Origin of the sequence: Leptothrix discophora, assembly GCF_030705305.1 — a bacterium.
In the GTDB taxonomy this organism is placed as follows: Bacteria; Pseudomonadota; Gammaproteobacteria; order Burkholderiales; family Burkholderiaceae_C; genus Sphaerotilus; species Sphaerotilus discophorus.
The window spans coordinates 91,055-106,769 of record NZ_JAUZEE010000011.1 but is presented as its reverse complement, the minus strand read 5'-3'; the positions used below and the strand labels follow the sequence as shown (position 1 = coordinate 106,769).

Annotated in this window: 14 protein-coding genes; 6 read left to right on the top strand and 8 right to left on the bottom strand. The window is 71.6% G+C overall.

Annotated elements, in window-relative coordinates:
- Positions 1-13: 13 nt before the first annotated feature.
- From Q8X39_RS17505 to Q8X39_RS17495, 3 genes are all read left to right on the top strand, one after another.
- Positions 14-1,471, top strand: a complete 1,458-nt coding sequence (locus Q8X39_RS17505; protein ID WP_305750974.1) for an aldehyde dehydrogenase family protein — start codon at positions 14-16, stop codon at positions 1,469-1,471.
- Between the two features lie 56 nt (positions 1,472-1,527).
- Entirely contained in the window at positions 1,528-2,007 is a 480-nt protein-coding gene (locus tag Q8X39_RS17500; protein ID WP_305750973.1) for a GlcG/HbpS family heme-binding protein, read from the top strand.
- Positions 2,008-2,079: 72 nt separating this feature from the next.
- Positions 2,080-3,084, top strand: a complete 1,005-nt coding sequence (locus Q8X39_RS17495) for a 2Fe-2S iron-sulfur cluster-binding protein (protein WP_305750972.1) — start codon at positions 2,080-2,082, stop codon at positions 3,082-3,084.
- A gap of 242 nt (positions 3,085-3,326) precedes the next feature.
- Here the strand turns inward: Q8X39_RS17495 and Q8X39_RS17490 are convergent, their stop codons facing one another.
- The gene (locus tag Q8X39_RS17490; RefSeq protein WP_305750971.1) at positions 3,327-4,856 is read right to left on the bottom strand and encodes a hypothetical protein; all 1,530 of its coding nucleotides are present in this window, start codon (positions 4,854-4,856) and stop codon (positions 3,327-3,329) included.
- 647 nt (positions 4,857-5,503) lie between these two features.
- On the opposite strand from Q8X39_RS17490, the gene Q8X39_RS17485 reads away from it, so the two are divergent.
- Positions 5,504-6,985 carry a gamma-glutamyltransferase family protein gene (locus tag Q8X39_RS17485; protein WP_305750970.1) on the top strand — a complete coding sequence of 494 codons (1,482 nt, stop codon included), beginning with the start codon at positions 5,504-5,506 and terminating at the stop codon, positions 6,983-6,985.
- Between the two features lie 99 nt (positions 6,986-7,084).
- On the opposite strand, the gene glmS is transcribed toward Q8X39_RS17485, so the two are convergent.
- On the bottom strand, positions 7,085-8,950 hold the full coding sequence (glmS, locus tag Q8X39_RS17480; protein WP_305750969.1) for a glutamine--fructose-6-phosphate transaminase (isomerizing): 1,866 nt from the start codon (positions 8,948-8,950) through the stop codon (positions 7,085-7,087).
- Positions 8,951-9,143: 193 nt separating this feature from the next.
- Between glmS and Q8X39_RS17475 the strand changes: the two genes are divergently transcribed.
- A complete protein-coding gene (locus Q8X39_RS17475; RefSeq protein WP_305750968.1) occupies positions 9,144-9,686 on the top strand; it encodes an Lrp/AsnC family transcriptional regulator in 543 nt (180 codons plus the stop codon).
- A gap of 24 nt (positions 9,687-9,710) precedes the next feature.
- Here the strand turns inward: Q8X39_RS17475 and Q8X39_RS17470 are convergent, their stop codons facing one another.
- Together Q8X39_RS17470 and glmU are read right to left on the bottom strand one after the other, a co-directional pair.
- Positions 9,711-10,349 carry a J domain-containing protein gene (locus Q8X39_RS17470; RefSeq protein WP_305750967.1) on the bottom strand — a complete coding sequence of 213 codons (639 nt, stop codon included), beginning with the start codon at positions 10,347-10,349 and terminating at the stop codon, positions 9,711-9,713.
- Between the two features lie 29 nt (positions 10,350-10,378).
- A complete protein-coding gene (gene glmU / locus Q8X39_RS17465; protein ID WP_305750966.1) occupies positions 10,379-11,779 on the bottom strand; it encodes a bifunctional UDP-N-acetylglucosamine diphosphorylase/glucosamine-1-phosphate N-acetyltransferase GlmU in 1,401 nt (466 codons plus the stop codon).
- A 100-nt stretch (positions 11,780-11,879) separates the two neighbouring features.
- Here glmU and Q8X39_RS17460 point away from each other — a divergent pair, with 100 nt between their 5' ends.
- Positions 11,880-12,797, top strand: a complete 918-nt coding sequence (locus Q8X39_RS17460) for a DUF6279 family lipoprotein (RefSeq protein WP_305750965.1) — start codon at positions 11,880-11,882, stop codon at positions 12,795-12,797.
- Here Q8X39_RS17460 and Q8X39_RS17455 read toward each other — a convergent pair.
- Genes Q8X39_RS17455 through Q8X39_RS17440 form a run of 4 tightly spaced genes read right to left on the bottom strand, consistent with a single transcriptional unit; the run spans position 12,772 to position 15,675 of the window.
- Entirely contained in the window at positions 12,772-13,401 is a 630-nt protein-coding gene (locus tag Q8X39_RS17455) for a DUF4136 domain-containing protein (protein WP_305750964.1), read from the bottom strand. The genes Q8X39_RS17460 and Q8X39_RS17455 overlap by 26 nt on opposite strands.
- 14 nt (positions 13,402-13,415) lie before the next feature.
- Complete coding sequence (gene ttcA / locus Q8X39_RS17450; protein WP_305750963.1) at positions 13,416-14,408, bottom strand: tRNA 2-thiocytidine(32) synthetase TtcA; 993 nt, start codon at positions 14,406-14,408, stop codon at positions 13,416-13,418.
- Positions 14,405-14,806 (bottom strand): dihydroneopterin aldolase, encoded by a 402-nt coding sequence (locus Q8X39_RS17445; RefSeq protein WP_305750962.1) that lies wholly within the window; start codon positions 14,804-14,806, stop codon positions 14,405-14,407. The genes ttcA and Q8X39_RS17445 overlap by 4 nt, the downstream gene beginning before the upstream one ends.
- Complete coding sequence (locus Q8X39_RS17440; protein WP_305750961.1) at positions 14,803-15,675, bottom strand: SDR family oxidoreductase; 873 nt, start codon at positions 15,673-15,675, stop codon at positions 14,803-14,805. The genes Q8X39_RS17445 and Q8X39_RS17440 overlap by 4 nt, the downstream gene beginning before the upstream one ends.
- Positions 15,676-15,715: the final 40 nt, after the last annotated feature.

Genomic DNA, 15,715 nt, shown 5'->3' with positions numbered 1-15,715 from the left:
GGAGCCATCCCCCATGAGCATGCCCATCCCGGAATACCTCAACCACATCGACGGCGCCTGGGTGCGCAGCCAGGGTGGCCGGACCTTCGACAACGTCAATCCGGCCGACGTGCGCGAGACGATCGGCCGCTTCCAGGCCTCGGCCTCTGCCGATGCCGAAGCGGCCGTTGCCGCCGCGTCGGCCGCCTTCGACGGCTGGCGTCGCACGCCGATCAGCCAGCGCGCGCGCATCCTGTTGAAGGCCGCCGACGACATCGAGGCCCATGCCGACGACTACGCCCGCGACCTGACCCGCGAGGAAGGCAAGCAGCTCGCGCTGGCCAGGGACGAGTTCCTGCGCTCGGCCCAGACGCTGCGCTTCTACGCGGTCGAGTGCCAGACGCTGGGCGGCGAGACCTATGCGCAGGACGATGCCGGCATGGTCGTCTACAGCGTGCGCGAGCCGCTGGGCGTGGTGTCGGTGATCTCGCCGTGGAACTTCCCGGCCTCGATCCCGGCGCGCAAGCTCGCACCGGCCCTGGCGGCCGGCAACACGGTGATCTTCAAGCCCTCGACCGACGCGCCGCTGTCGGGCCTGCGGCTGGTCGAGTCGCTGGTCCGGGCCGGCCTGCCGCGCGGCGTGCTGAACTTCCTGACCGGTCGGCCCGGCGAGGTCGGACCGGTCATCACGACCTCGGCCGCGATCCGCGCGATCTCCTTCACCGGTTCGACCGCGGCCGGCCAGGCCATCCATCGCACGGTCCACCTGACCACGCGGCTGCAGATGGAGCTGGGTGGCAAGAACCCGCTGGTGGTGATGGAAGACGCCGACCTGGACCTGGCCGTGGACCTGGCGGTCAAGGGTGGCTTTTCGCTCACCGGACAGGCCTGCACCGGCACCAGCCGGCTGATCGTGCACCGCAACGTCAAGGCCGCCTTCACCGAACGGCTGCTGGCCCGCGTGGCCGGGCTGCGCATCGGCAACGGCCTGACGCCGGGCATGGACCTCGGCCCGCTGGCCTCGTCGCGCCAGCTCGACAACGTGCTGCGCTACATCGACATCGGTCGCGGCGAGGCCACCCACCTGGTCGGCGGCGATCGCCTGGACGGCCCCGAGCATGCGCACGGCTACTACGTCAGCCCGGCGGTCTTCACCGACGTGGCCCCCGACATGCGCATCGCCCGCGAGGAGATCTTCGGCCCGGTGCTGGCCATCCTCGAATGCGGCAGCTATGCCGAGGCGATCGCGCTGGCCAACGACACCGAGTACGGCCTGTCGGCGGCCATCGCGACGCGCAACCCGCGCTATGCCCACGACTTCCTGCACGACATCCAGTCGGGCACCGCCAAGGTCAACCGCACGACCACCGGCAACCTGATCAACGCGCCGTTCGGCGGCGTGCGCAACTCCAGCACCTCGACCTTCCGCGAGTCCGGCCGCGCCGGGCTGGAGTTCTTCACGCAGGTCAAGACGGTCTACCGCGGCGTCTGACCGAGGCGCACGCCCCTGCCACCGCCGGCAAGCGCTGGCATCCCTCACGAACCACGATGAAAACCTCCCTCAAGCTGGAACTCGAAGAAGCCCGCCGCATGGCCGAGGCGGCGCGCCGCAAGGCCGCCGAGATCGGCGTGGCCGAGACCGTCTGCATCTGCGACGAAGGCGGCTTCCCGCTGGTCCTCGAACGCATGGACGGCGGACGCATCACCGGTCCCCAGATCGCCTGGAACAAGGCCTTCACGGCGGCCGGCCACAAGCGCTCGACGCACCTGTTCAACACCGCTCCGAACGGCCCGGCGCTGCCGGGCAACGAGGCCTATGGCATCCAGCTGAGCTTCGAGGGCCGCTTCGCCGCCTTCGTCGGCGGCTTCCCGGTCGTGGTCGACGGCCAGGTGATCGCCGGCGTCGGCCTGAGCGGCGGCAACGGCGAACAGGACACCGCTTGCGGCCTGGCCGCGCTGGCCGCGCTGGCCGAGGCGCTGTCCGGCAGCGGCCACGAGGTGCTGGTGCAGGCCGACATCAAGCGCTGACCCCCGGTCCGACACCGATCCGATCCACCCGGCGGGGCCCTCATCGGCCCCCGCGCCACTTGGGAGACTCCCATGCCCCACACCGTGCACTGGCTGGAACCCGGCCTGCGTTTCGAGGTTGCCGACGGCGAGACCGTGCTGGACGCGGCCCTGCGCCAGCAGGTCGCGCTGCCGCACGATTGCCGTTTCGGCGGCTGCGGCAGCTGTCGCATGACGCTGCAGGACGGCGCGGTCGACTACGACGAGCTGCCGCTGGCGCTGTCGCCCGAGGAGGCCGAGTCCGGCCAGGTCCTGTGCTGCCAGGCCCGGCCGCTGCGCGACCTGGTGCTGTGCGCCCCGCCCGGTGCCGCGCTGCCGCCGACCCGGCGCGGCACGGCGCGGGTCGAGTCGCTCAGGCAGCTCGCCGACGACGTGCTGCACCTGGGCCTGCGCGTCGAGCTGCCCGACGACGAGCCGCTGGCCTGGCTGCCTGGCCAGTACCTCAACGTGAAGCTGCCGGACGGCCGTTCGCGCAGCTTCTCGATGGCCTCGCGGCCGAGCGGCGACAACCACGTCGACCTGCATGTGCGGCGCATCCCCGGCGGCCATTTCACCGACCGCGTGGCGCCGACCCTGCGCCCCGGCGAACGCATGGACGTCGAGCTGCCGCTGGGCAGCTTCCGCCTGCGCCCGGAGGCCTGGCGACCGCTGGTGATGGTCGCGACCGGCACCGGCCTGGCCCCGATCAAGGCCATGCTCGAAAGCCTGATGGACGACCCGGACTGTCCGCCCGTCAGCCTGTACTGGGGCGCCCGCACGCCGGCCGACCTCTACCTGCACGAGCAGATCGCGGGCTGGGGCGAGCGGCTGCACGACTTCCGCTATGTGCCGGTGCTCTCGCGTGCCGGCGCCGACTGGGACGGCCGGCGCGGCCATGTGCAGGACGCCGTGCTCGATGACCTGCCCGACCTGTCCGAGCACGCGCTCTACCTGTGCGGCTCGCCCGCGATGATCGAGACCGCCCGGGTGGCGTTCACGCTCGCCGGGGCCGAGTCGGCCCATCTGCACAGCGACAGCTTCGTGTTCCAGCCGCGCTGAGGCCCTGCCTGCCCCGCCGGGCAGGCTCGGACGAAAGAAGGCCGACCCTCGGGTCGGCCTTCTTGTTGGCGCTGGCCAGGTTCCGCGTCCGCACCGCCGCATCCACCCCCCCGGGGCATGCGGGACCGGACCTCCTGCCGTGATGGCCGAAAGCCCTGGCCCCGCGACCCGCATCACGCGGGTCCGGGGCCAGGGCCTGCGCCTGCGCCGGGCGGCGCGAGCGGATCAGGTGAGGGTCAGGCTCAGAACAGCGCCACCGCCGCGAGGGTCGAGGCAGCCAGGCCGACCAGGACCGGCAGCGTCAGCACGCGCACCGCCTCGAGCACCGGCACCCGGGCGAAGCCGGCCACCGCGATCAGCGAGGACCAGGCGATCAGCGTGCCGCCGCCGGTCCAGACCGCGCCCATCTGGCCGATCGCCGCCAGCGTCTCGACGTCGACGTTGGACGTCGGACCCAGCGCACCGGCCAGCGCACCGGTCAGCGGCAGGCCGGAGAAGCCCGAGCCGTCGATGCCGGTGATCATGCCGACGATGAGCACGCCGAAGGCCACCAGCACCGGGCTGTGCGGGATCAGGTGCTGCATCGAGCGCACCAGGTCGAACAGGAAGCTCGGCGTCTGGTCCGGCGCCATGCCCAGGATGGGCGCGGCGAACTCGCTGGCGCCGAGGAAGAAGAAGCCCGCGATCGGCAGCACCGAGCCCATGGCGCGGAAGGCGAACACGAAGCCCTCGGTGACGTGGTCGGCGGCACCTTCGAGCATCTTCCTCGGGCCGTGCAGGGCCTGGGTCGCCAGGATCATCAGCAGCGCCGCCGCACCCCCCACCAGCGAGGCACCGGCACCGCCCTTCAGGTCCGGCATCGGGATGCCCAGCTTGGGCAGCGCCATCACCGTGACGATGGTCAGGAAGACCAGCGGCGTGACCATCGCGAAGGTCCGCGACCAGGCCAGCGTCCCGACCGCCACGCCGGCCTTGGCCGCGGCGATGTCCTGGTCGGTGGCCAGCGCTTCGTCGTGGCGCGTGCCGCGGGCGATCTCGACCTTGTGGGTCGTGCCGGCATGCTCGAACTCCTCGGCGGTGTGCAGCCCCTTGCTCTGCCAGAGCGACAGCAAGGCCGGGTTGGGCGCCTTGAACTTCTTGCGCTGCGTCAGGTAGACCAGCGCCAGCGCGATCACGCCGGTGATGAGCGACAGCACCAGCGCGCGGTCGCCGATCAGCGCGGCCGACGCGTTGGCCGCCTTGGCGCTGATGCCGGGGGCCACGCCGATCACGTAGTCCGACGACAGGGCCATGCCCTGCCCGGCGATCGCGATGGCCGCCGCACCGGTCAGCGGCGGCAGTCCGGCGGCGATGGCCGCCGGCAGCAGGACCGCGCAGACCAGTGGCACGGCCGGCGTCGGCCAGAAGAACAGCGAGATCAGGTAGGTGATCACCGCCAGCGCGATGTACGAGACCGGTCCGTTCTTCATGATGGCCCGGAAGGGCTCGACCATCAGGATGTCGGAGCGCAGGTCCTTCAGCGAGTTCAGCAGCGCGGTCATCAACGAGATGACCAGGAAGATGTTGAACAGCTCCTTGGCCGCCACGAAGCTGGCGCCGAAGATGCTGCCGACCGCGCCGATCACGCTGCCGTTCCAGGCCAGCGTGACGGCAGCCGTCGCGACGATCGAGGGCACCAGCACGTTGGCGCGAAAGATCATCGTCACGATGATCACGAGCACGCCGGCCAGGTAGGTCCAGTGCGCGGGAGTGAGTTGGACGGTTGGTTCCATGGTGTTGGGAGGGGGGGTACGTCGGAGGGAACCGCCCTGAACGGGTCAGGACGGGATTGTTGGTCGAGCGAGCGGCTCAGTCGCGTTCATCGGACATCGTCGTCATGGCTTCCCTCGTGCAGTGACGCGTCCTGCGGACGCAGACATCACCCGGCGCGTGGTCGGGTGGCTGGCGCGGCGGTGTCCCTGTGTTCCGCCTTTTAGATTGCATACGGTATACAGCATGCCTTTGATCCAGATCTGGTGGAAACCCGATTCAGGGGATGGGGCTGCCAAGGAGGCGACTCGACCGGGGGATCGCCCCCTTGCGACCTTCTTTCGTATACCGTATGCAACTGGCGTGCCCGCTTCGTGGTTCTCGGTTGATCCGTCCTGGGCACCGGCCCATCGTCCCGGCAAGCGGCCATCGGGGCGGGATGCGCGCCGCTGCCGTTCTGCACACGAATCGGCCGCAGGCGGGGTGTTCTGCACCAGAACGGTTCGGTTCAGGCGGCTCGATGCGGCGCGGTGACCCGTTGCGGGTCACGGACGCCTGGGCGACGACGACCGGAGGCCATGCATTTGCCCGGCGCTTGTCGAGCAGCAATCTATCGGTATACAGTATTCCCACGAGATGACCACGTCCTGGTCGTCCCCCGGGAGCCCCGATGTCCTTGCCCACGCCCACCCGCCGCGTCTCGTCCGAGGTGCGCAGCCCGACCTCGATGGTGGCGACCGGCCATCCGCTGGCCGCCCGTGCCGCCCACCAGATGCTGGTCCGCGGCGGCAGCGCGGTCGACGCGGCCGTCGCCGCCGACGCGCTGCTGGGCGTGGTCGAACCCATGGCCACCGGCATCGGCGGCGACCTGCTGGCGATGCTGGTCCTGCCCGACGGATCGGCCCACAGCTACAACGGCACCGGCCGCGCGCCGGCCGGCCTGGACGTCGGCCGCATCGCGGACATGCCGGGCCAGCGCGTGCCCGAGCGCCATGTGCTGTCCATCACCACGCCCGGCGCGGTGCAGGGCTGGCACGACCTGCACCAGCGCCTCGGCCGCCTGCCGTGGGCGGAGCTGTTCGCGCCCGCCATCGCGCTGGCGACGGAGGGCTTCGCCGTCGCACCGGTCGCGGCCCGCGAATGGGCCCTGTTCGCGCCGGTGCTGCGGGCCGACGCCACCGCCGCGAGGCTCTACCGCGCCGACGCCCCCCCGGCGGTCGGCGAGCGCTGGGCCAACCCGGAGTTGGCCGCCCTGCTGGCCGCCATCGCCCGGGTCGGCCCGGACGCCTTCTACCGCGGCGCGATCGCCGACGCGGCAGCGCGGGCGGTGCAGGCGCATGGCGGCGTGCTGTCGGCCGACGACCTCGCGGCCCACCGGGGCGACTTCCAGCGGCCGCTCGCGAGCCATTTCCGTGGCCTGGAGGTGCTGGAGTGCCCACCCAACACGCACGGCCTGGCGGTGCTGCACGCGCTCGACGCGCTGGAGCCGCTCGCGCTGGATCCGTCCGACCCGCGCACCACACTGCAGATGGTCGAGGCCATGGACGCGGCGCTGCGCCATGCCCGGCGCACCGTCGCCGATCCGGCCGGGAACACCGTCTGCACCGTGGTGGTGGACCGCGACGGGCTGGCCATCACGCTGATGAGCAGCGTCTTCAAGCGCTTCGGCAGCGGCATCGCGGTGCCGGGCGGCGGGTTCGCGCTGCAGAACCGGGGCCACGGTTTCTCGGCGCCGGGCCACGTCAACGGTCCGGCGCCGGGCAAGCGCCCGTATCACACCGTCGTGCCGGCTGCCGTGCGGCGCGACGGCCGCTTCCACGCCGGACTGGGCGTCGTCGGCGGCGCGATGCAGCCGCAGGGCCATGTCCAGCTGCTGACGCGGCTGGCGGCGTGGGGCGAGCCGCTGCAGGCCGCCATCGACGCCCCGCGCTGGCGACTCGAGGCCGATCGTGCGCTGGCGCTCGAGGCCGGCACGCCCGCCGCCATCGAGCGCGCGGTGCGTGCAGCCGGCTATGCCGAGCCCGCCGGCCTGGGCGAACTGGGCGGCCGCAGCGACTTCGGCGGCGCCCAGGTCGTCCTGCGCGACCCGGTCAGCGGCGACCTGCTCGGCGGCTCCGATCGCCGCAAGGACGGCTGCGCGCTCGCGGGCTGAGCCGCGCCGCAACGCCCAGGCCGCGCCAGACGCAGGAAAGCCCGCTCGGCGGCGGGCTTCCGATCGCTGCGCGATCGCCGGGGCCGCGCGCGTCCTGCCTTACTCCACCGTCACGCTCTTCGCCAGGTTGCGCGGCTTGTCGACGTCGGTCCCGCGGGCGCAGGCGGTGTGGTAGGCCAGCAGCTGCAGCGGCACGACGTGGAGGATGGGGCTCAGGGCGCCGTAGTGCTCGGGCATGCGGATGACGTGCACGCCGCTTTCGCTCTCGATGCGGGTGTCGCCGTCGGCGAAGACGTAGAGCTGGCCGCCGCGGGCGCGGACTTCCTGCATGTTGCTCTTGAGCTTTTCCAGCAGCGCGTCGTTCGGGGCGACCGTCACCACCGGCATGGCGCTGGTGACCAGCGCCAGCGGGCCGTGCTTGAGTTCGCCGGCGGGGTAGGCCTCGGCGTGGATGTAGCTGATCTCCTTGAGCTTGAGCGCACCCTCCAGCGCGATCGGGTAGTGCAGGCCACGACCCAGGAACAGCGCGTTTTCCTTGCTCGCGAAGTCCTCGGCCCAGGCGATCACCTGCGGCTCCAGTGCCAGCACGGCCTGCAGCGCGACCGGCAGGTGGCGCATCGCCTTGAGGTGCCCGGCTTCCTGTTCGGCGCCTAGGTGGCCACGAACCTTCGCCAGCGCCAGCGTCAGCAGGAACAGGCCGGCCAGCTGGGTCGTGAAGGCCTTGGTCGAGGCCACGCCGATCTCGGCGCCGGCGCGGGTGATGTAGGCCAGCTTGCACTCGCGCACCATCGCGCTGGTGCTGACGTTGCAGACCGTCAGCGTGTTCGTCATGCCCAGGCTGCGGGCGTGCTTGAGGGCGGCCAGCGTGTCGGCCGTCTCGCCGCTCTGGGTGATGGTGACGATCAGGGTGCGCGGGTCGGGCACGCTGTCGCGGTAGCGGTACTCGCTGGCGATCTCGACCTGGGCCGGGATCTTCGCGATGCTCTCGAGCCAGTACTTGGCCGTCATGCCGCTGTAGGAGCTGGTGCCGCAGGCCAGGATCAGGACCTTGTCGACGCTGGCGAAGACCTCCGCCGCGCCGTCGCCAAACAGCTCGGGCGTGATGCCCTCGATGCCTTCGAGCGTGTCGCCGATGGCGCGCGGCTGCTCGAAGATCTCCTTCTGCATGTAGTGGCGGTAGGGGCCCAGCTCGGCCGCGCCGCTGTGCGCATGCACGGTCTTGACCGGGCGCTCGACGCGGCTGCGCGCCGCACCGGCCTCGCCCTTGGCGGTGATCCAGTATTTGCCCTGCTGCAGGTCGACCACGTCGCCCTCTTCCAGGTAGACGATCTGGTCGGTCACCCCGGCCAGCGCCATGGCGTCGGAGGCCAGGAAGTTCTCGCCCTGGCCGACGCCCAGCACCAGCGGCGATCCCTCGCGCGCGCCGATCACGCGCAGCGGCTCGTCGCGGCAGAACACGGCGATGGCGTAGGCGCCCTTGAGGTGGGTGATGGCGCGCTCGACCGCGTCGAACAGGTCGCCGTCGTAGAGGGAATCGACCAGGTGGGCGATGACCTCGGTGTCGGTCTGGCTGGTGAACTCGTAGCCGCGGGCCTTGAGGTCGGCGCGCAGCTCGTCGTGGTTCTCGATGATGCCGTTGTGGACCAGCGCGATGCGGCCGGCCTTGGCCGACTTGGCCTCGTTGCCGGTGCCGTGGCTGAAGTGCGGGTGGGCGTTGTGCACCGCCGGCACGCCGTGGGTGGCCCAGCGGGTGTGGGCGATGCCGACCAGGCCCTCGACGCCGTCGACCGCGACCATCTCGTTGAGCTCGGCCACGCGCGAGGTGCTGCGGGCCCGGCGCAGCTCGCCGCCCTGGTGCACGGCCACGCCGCAGGAGTCATAGCCCCGGTACTCGAGCCGCTGCAGGCCCTGGATCAGGATGGGGACGATGTTGCGTTGACTGACCGCGCCGACGATGCCGCACATGGAGGGGAATCCTTGTTCAGGTTGCTGGAAGACTGCCGAAAACCCGGATGGATGGCAGCGACGGCGAGATCCTAGCGACCGTCGCCAGAAATGAATCGTCAGAATTCACGGTTCGGCGCAACGATTCGTCAACAGGTTGTATCGATGAAAGAAATGGGCGACGATCAATAGATCGTTGAGCATTGATTGCATCATGAGTCCGACCCTTCCGCAGAATTCCGACCCGGCCGTGACATCGGCCACGCCCGATGCCGCGCCGCCGGCGCTGGACGCGATCGACCTGCGCCTGCTCGACGAGCTGCAGCGCGACGCCTCGCGTTCCAACCAGGCGCTGGCCGAGGCGGTGCACGTCTCGCCCGCCACCGCGCTGCGGCGCCAGCGCCGGTTGCAGGAGGCTGGCGTGATCGAGCGGACCGTCGCGGTGCTGTCGCCCGAGGCGCTGGGCCACGGCCTGACGGCGGTGGTGGAGATCACGCTGGACGTGCAGGGTGCCGAGCGCATCGCGGCGTTCGAGGCCCGCGCCGCCGCCGATGCCGGCGTGCAGCAGTGCTACCGCACCAGCGGCGGGCCGGACTTCGTGCTGATCGTGCAGGTGGCCGACATGGCGGCCTACCAGGTGCTGGCGCAGCGCCTGTTCAACAGCGACGCGAACGTGCGCAACGTGCGCTGCTTCTTCAGCGTGCACCGCGCCAAGGCGGGGCTGGCGGTGAGCCTGCCACCGCCATGCGTGACCTGAACCGGTCGGTGCAGGCGGTCCGCCTCAGGCGACGATCCAGACCAGCGCGACCAGTGCCGCCAGGCCGACCGCGATCGAGATGCGCTTGTGCACCCGCGCGCTGTGCAGCCAGCCCTGCCAGCCCGTTGGGGCCGGGCCGCCGGTGATGGCGCTGCGGTGGGTGGCCAGCCAGCGGTCGTAGACGGCCCGCCGCACCGGATCCACCAGCACGGCATGGGCCAGCTCACGCTGGCGTGCGCGCACCGCCGGGGATTCGAGCGTCGCGCCCTGTGGCCAGGGCAGCGCCTGGAGGGTCTGGCTGCGCTGCGCGGTGTGGCCCTCGGCCTCGCTGCCGGGCGGACGCAGGCGCCGCCACGCGGTCTCGATCTCGGCGCTGCTGGCCTGCTCGGACACGCCCAGGCGGGCGTAGTGCGTGGGCATCAGCAGGGCGACCGGGAAGGGCCGCAGCTCGTCCAGGTCGTGCGCGGTGCCCAGCCGCGACAGGGTGCCGGTGTCGACGCTGTCGGCCTCGACCGCCGGGGCGGCCACGGGAGCCCGCGGCGGCAAGGGGTGTCGCCGGACCGCCTCGCCCGGCGGGCGCTGGCCGGTCTCGCCGCGCGGGCGCGCCGGCTCGGCCGGCACGCTCCGGTTGACGCGCGAGACGGGATCGATGCCCAGGCTCATGACAGGTTCCGCCACCCTCATCGTCCGGCTCAGGTCTTCTTCTGCTTGGCCGGCCGCTTCCAGCCGGCGAACGCGACCTGCCGGCCGCGGGCGATCGCCAGCGCGCCGGGTTCGACGTTCTGGGTGATGGTCGAGCCGCCGCCGATCGTCGCGCCCGCGCCCAGCGTCACCGGCGCCACCAGCACGCAGTTGCTGCCCACGTGCACGTCGGCCTCGATGACGGTGCGGTGCTTGTTGGCGCCGTCGTAGTTGGCGGTGATGCTGCCGGCGCCGTAGTTGACGCGCTGGCCGACCGTCGCGTCGCCCAGGTAGGCCAGGTGGTTGGCCTTGGCGCCGTCGGCCAAGGTGCTGTTCTTGACCTCGACGAAGTTGCCGATGTGGACCTCGCGGCCCAGCTTCGCGCCCGGACGCAGCCGTGCGAACGGACCGATCAGCGCGCCCTCGCCGACCTCGACGCCGGCGGCCTCGCCGTCGATGTGGGTGAACGGATGGATCACCGCGCCGGCGGCGATGCGGGCGTTGCGGATGACGCAGTTCGCGCCGATCTGCACCTCATCGCCGAGCTCGACCGCGCCCTCGAAGACGCAGTTGACGTCGATGGCGACGTCGCGGCCGGTCCTGAGCGTGCCGCGCAGGTCGAAGCGCGATGGGTCCATCAGGCACACGCCGGCTTCCATCAGCGCATCGGCCTGCTGGCGCTGGAAGCGGCGCTCCAGTTCGGACAGCTGCAGGGGGCTGTTGACGCCCAGCACCTCGGTCTCGCTGGTGGCCTGGGCGGCGACGACCGGCACGCCGTCGGCGGCGGCCATCGCGACGATGTCGGTCAGGTAGTACTCGCCCTGCGCGTTGTCGTTGCGCAGCGCGGCCAGCCAGCGCTTCAGGTGGGCGGTGGGCACGGCCATCATGCCGGTGTAGCCCTCGGTGATGGCGCGCTGCGCGGGGCTGGCGTCCTTGTGCTCGACGATGGCGAGCACGCGCTCGCGGTCGGCCTCGTCACGCACGATGCGGCCGTAGCCGCTCGGGTCGGCCAGCACGACGGTCAGCAGCGCCAGGCGCTCGCCACCGCAGGCGGCGATCAGCGCACGGGCGGTCTCGGCGCGCACCAGCGGCACGTCGCCGTTGAGGATCAGCGTGGTGCCGCTGTCGGCCAGTTCGGGCACGGCCTGCTGGACGGCATGGCCGGTGCCGAGCTGCGGCTCCTGGCGCACGAAGGCCAGCGGGGCCTCGGGCAGCGCGGCGCGCATGGCGGCCTCGACCTGCTCGGCGCCATGGCCGGTGATGGTGATGAGGCGATCCGCGCCCAGCCCGGCACCCATGGCCAGGACATGCTGCAATAGGGCTCGCCCCGCCAGCGGGTGCAGCACCTTCGGGCGCGCCGACTTCATCCGTGTGCCTTTGCCGGCAGCCATGATCACGACTTCGAGCCTCATGCGTCCTTCCAGTTGCTGCGGTGCGATCCGCGAATCTCGCATTATCGGGATGCTGCTGCGCCTGAACGCGGGATGGTGGGCTCACGTGCAGGGGCGTCGCGTGACCCTCGTCGCGCTCCTGGCCGCCGCGTGCATGGCCAGTGGCTGCAGTGCGCTGCGGCTGGCCTACGGGCAGGGTCCGACCCTGACCTACTGGTGGCTGGATGCCCACGTCGACTTCGACAACGCCCAGGCGCCCAAGGTCCGCGCCGCGATCGAGCAGTGGTTCGACTGGCACCGCCGCGAGCCGCTGGCCGACCTGTCGGGGTTGCTCGACCAGGCCGCCGTCGACCTGCGCGGCGAACTGACGCCGGCCCAGGCCTGCACCTGGTGGCAGCGCCTGTCGGATCGCCGTGACCGCTACCTGCAGCGCCTGGCGGTGCCGATGGCCGAGGTCGCCGCGACGCTGCGCCCCGACCAGATCACCCACATCCGGGCGCGCTTCGACAAGGTCAATGCCGACTGGCGCGAGGAGATGCTCGACCCCGATCCGCGCCGCCGCGCCAAGGCCTCGGTCGAGCGCGTGATCGAACGTGCCGAGCGGCTCTACGGCCGGCTCGACCGCGAGCAGCGCGAGTGGGTCGCCGACTGGATGCGGCGCTCGCCCTGGGACGCCCAGCGCTGGCTCGACGAGCGCGAGGCCGACCAGCGCGAGACGATCGCGCTGCTCAACGAGCTGAGCCTGCACACCGGCCTCGGCGGCCAGAACCTGACGCCGGCGCAGCGGGTCGAGAAGGTGCGGGCCTGGATGCGCCGGGTGGTCGAACCGTCCAGCGACGTCAACCGGGCACAGCAGGAGCGCGTGCTGGAGAACCAGTGCGGCTTCGCCGCCGCACTGCAGGCGCGCACCACGCCGGGCCAGCGCGACCATGCCGGCGACACGCTGCGCGGCTGGGCCGAGGACCTGCGCAGCCACCAGCTGCCGATCCTGCCGGGCGGTCCGGCGATCGGCCTCAGCGTCCCGGCAGCGCGACCGTGACGGTGCGTTCCCCGGCCGGCAGGTCGGGGAAGCCGTCCAGCGCGGCGTCGAACAGCACCTGCAGCACGTCGTCGCCCATGCCGTAGCGGCTTTCGTGGCGGGCCTGGACCTCGACCAGGACCTTGCGGCTGCGGCGGTCGATCAGCAGCAGGCCCATCTCGCGCAGTTCCTTGATGCGGTCGGTGTACCAGGGGTAGCTGTTCATGCCCCAGCCCAGGCCACCGTGGCGGCCGATCGGCGTGCCGATGCCGATGCCGAAGCTCACCCGCGGCGGCGCCTCGATCAGCTGGGCCTGGCGGGCGCCGAACTGCACCAGCACGTCGGCCTGTTCGGCATCGCCGGCCGCGCTGAAGCCGGCCCGTTCGAGCGCGGCCGAGGCGGCCGCCTCCAGCGCCGCCCGGCGCTCCGGCGCGGCTTCCTGCGAGGGCAGCCGGTCGAAGGCGTAGCGGCCCGGCGCCCGGCCTTCCGGCCACGCACCGAAGGTCCGCACCGTGACGTTGACCGAGTTCATCGCCGCACAGCCTGTCAGCGTCGCCAGCCCGGCCAGGCCGAGCGTGCAGCCCAGGGTGACGAAGCGGCGGCGGGTCGGGACGGGGGTGGTCATGGCGGACTCCAGGTTCAGGCCGGGGCGTCGCGCCGGCCGCGTGGCACCGGCATCGCGACGGTGGCCTCGGCCGGCAGGGCCGCAGCAGCCGAGGCCGGCGTGGCGCAGCCCTCGTCGTCGCCGTCGTCCTCGTCGAAGGCCTTGTCGCCGGCCGCATCGGGGATGCCGTCCGGCCGGATCGTCTCGAACGGGAAGAGCTTGCGGTCCATCAGGTGCGAGGGCACGACATGCGAGAAGGCACGGTGCAGGTTGTCGATGCGGCCGGGGAAGTTGCGGTCCCATTCGCGCAGCATCTTCTTCATCTGCACACGCTGCAGGTTCTCCTGCGAGCCGCACAGCGAGCACGGGATGATCGGGAACTCGCGGTGCGCGGCCCAGCGCTCCAGGTCGGTCTCGGCGACATAGGCGAGCGGGCGGATGACCGTGTGCCGGCCGTCGTCGCTGACCAGCTTGGGCGGCATGCCCTTGAGCTTGCCGCCGAAGAACATGTTCAGAAAGATCGTGCCGAGGAAGTCGTCGCGGTGGTGGCCCAGCGCGATCTTGGTCGCGCCCAGCTCGCCGGCGACGCGGTACAGGATGCCGCGCCGCAGCCGCGAGCACAGGCTGCACATGGTCTGGCCCTCGGGGATCAGGCGCTTGACGATCGAGTAGGTGTCCTGGTTCTCGATGTGGAACTCGACGCCGCGGCTCTTCAGGTAGGCCGGCAGGATGTCGGCCGGGAAGCCGGGCTGCTTCTGGTCCAGGTTGACCGCGACGATGGAAAAGCGGATCGGTGCGCGCTGCTGCAGGCCCAGCAGGATGTCGAGCAGGCCGTAGCTGTCCTTGCCGCCGGAGAGGCAGACCATCACGCGGTCGCCGTCCTCGATCATCCGGTAGTCGGTGATGGCCTCGCCGACCTGGCGGTGCAGCCGCTTGCTGAGCTTGTTGATCTCGAAGGCGGCCTTCTTCTCGGCGGCTTTCTCGGCGGCCTGCTGATCGGCGGTCGGCATGTCGGTGGTCGTGTTCATGGCGTCGGCGTCTTCATGCGGAACACCTCGACGCCGACGCTGCGGCAATCGGGGTAGACATCGGGCTTCTGCGTCGACACGCGCACCGCGCGCACCTTGGGATGCGCCAGCATCATCACGGCGACGTCGTCGACCAGCGTTTCCTGCAGATGGATGTGGCCGCGCGCGACCCGCTCGGAGATGCTGCGGCGCATGAAGTCGTAGTCCACCACCTCGTCGAGCTCGTCCTTGGCCGGCGTGCTGTCGCCCAGCGGCACGTAGAGGTCGACGTTGATCAGCACGCGCTGCTCGCCGCGCTTCTCGAAGTCGTGCACGCCGATGTTGATCCAGACCTCGTAGTCGGACAGGAAGAGGCGGCGGCAGTCCATCAGCGAGGGATGGGCGAGTTGGCTGATCATGGTTCGTTCTTTCGGTTCGGTGCGCTCGGGCCGGCCTGCGCCTGCTGTTGCTGCACCAGGAAGAGCACGTCGCGAGGCTGGCCCAGCAGGTGCTGGCCGCCGTCGACCATCAGGGTCGAGCCGGTCACGGCCGGCGACTCGATGGCGTAGCGCACGGCACGGGCGACGTCCTCGGGCGTGGATGAGCGGCCCAGCGGCGTCAGGCGATGGGCGGCGTCGAACTGGTCCTCGCTCATCGGGCCGGACACCAGCGTCACGCCCGGCGACACGCCGACCAGGCGCACCAGTGGCGCCAGCGCCAGCGCCTGCATCTGCGTGGCCGCCTGCAGCGCGGCCTTGGACAGCGTGTACGAGAAGTAGTCGGGGTTGAGGTTGACCAGCTTCTGGTCGAGCAGGTTGACCACGCAGCCCTGCGCATGGGCCTCGCCGGTGGCGCGGCGTGCGGCGACCTGGCCGTGCAGGGCCTGCGCCAGCAGGATGGCCGGCGCGGTGTTGGCGCGCAGGTGACGTTCCAGCGCGGCCAGGCCGAAGGTGGCCGGGTCGTCGTACTCGAAGGTCGAGGCGTTGTTGACCACCGCATCGAGCGGCCGGCCCTGCGCGGCCAGCACCTGCGGCACCAGCGCGCGGCAGGCGGCCTCGTCGGCGAGGTCGGCGGCATGCAGCGTGACCGTCGCGCCGAGCGCACGCAGCTCGGCGGCGGTGGCCTCGGCCTCCTCGCGCGAACGGCCCTCGGCGCTGCGGTGGTGCAGCGCGATGTCGTGGCCGGCGCGGGCCAGCGTCAGCGCGATCACGCGGCCGACGCGACGCGCGGCGCCGGTGACCAGGGTCAGCGGGCGGCGGGCATCGGACGGCAGGGCGGTGGTGGGCATCGGCAGGCGAGGAGGTCGTGGTGGACGTGCAGGGTGTGCA

Bases quoted from the DNA above. Each gene is read 5' to 3' on its own strand.
- Q8X39_RS17505 (WP_305750974.1), top strand. From the start codon at position 14: ATGAGCATGCCCATCCCGGAATACCTCAACCACATCGACGGCGCCTGG.
- Q8X39_RS17500 (WP_305750973.1), top strand. From the start codon at position 1,528: ATGAAAACCTCCCTCAAGCTGGAACTCGAAGAAGCCCGCCGCATGGCC.
- Q8X39_RS17495 (WP_305750972.1), top strand. From the start codon at position 2,080: ATGCCCCACACCGTGCACTGGCTGGAACCCGGCCTGCGTTTCGAGGTT.
- Q8X39_RS17490 (WP_305750971.1), bottom strand. From the start codon at position 4,856: ATGGAACCAACCGTCCAACTCACTCCCGCGCACTGGACCTACCTGGCC.
- Q8X39_RS17485 (WP_305750970.1), top strand. From the start codon at position 5,504: ATGTCCTTGCCCACGCCCACCCGCCGCGTCTCGTCCGAGGTGCGCAGC.
- glmS (WP_305750969.1), bottom strand. From the start codon at position 8,950: ATGTGCGGCATCGTCGGCGCGGTCAGTCAACGCAACATCGTCCCCATC.
- Q8X39_RS17475 (WP_305750968.1), top strand. From the start codon at position 9,144: ATGAGTCCGACCCTTCCGCAGAATTCCGACCCGGCCGTGACATCGGCC.
- Q8X39_RS17470 (WP_305750967.1), bottom strand. From the start codon at position 10,349: ATGAGCCTGGGCATCGATCCCGTCTCGCGCGTCAACCGGAGCGTGCCG.
- glmU (WP_305750966.1), bottom strand. From the start codon at position 11,779: ATGAGGCTCGAAGTCGTGATCATGGCTGCCGGCAAAGGCACACGGATG.
- Q8X39_RS17455 (WP_305750964.1), bottom strand. From the start codon at position 13,401: ATGACCACCCCCGTCCCGACCCGCCGCCGCTTCGTCACCCTGGGCTGC.
- ttcA (WP_305750963.1), bottom strand. From the start codon at position 14,408: ATGAACACGACCACCGACATGCCGACCGCCGATCAGCAGGCCGCCGAG.
- Q8X39_RS17445 (WP_305750962.1), bottom strand. From the start codon at position 14,806: ATGATCAGCCAACTCGCCCATCCCTCGCTGATGGACTGCCGCCGCCTC.
- Q8X39_RS17440 (WP_305750961.1), bottom strand. From the start codon at position 15,675: ATGCCCACCACCGCCCTGCCGTCCGATGCCCGCCGCCCGCTGACCCTG.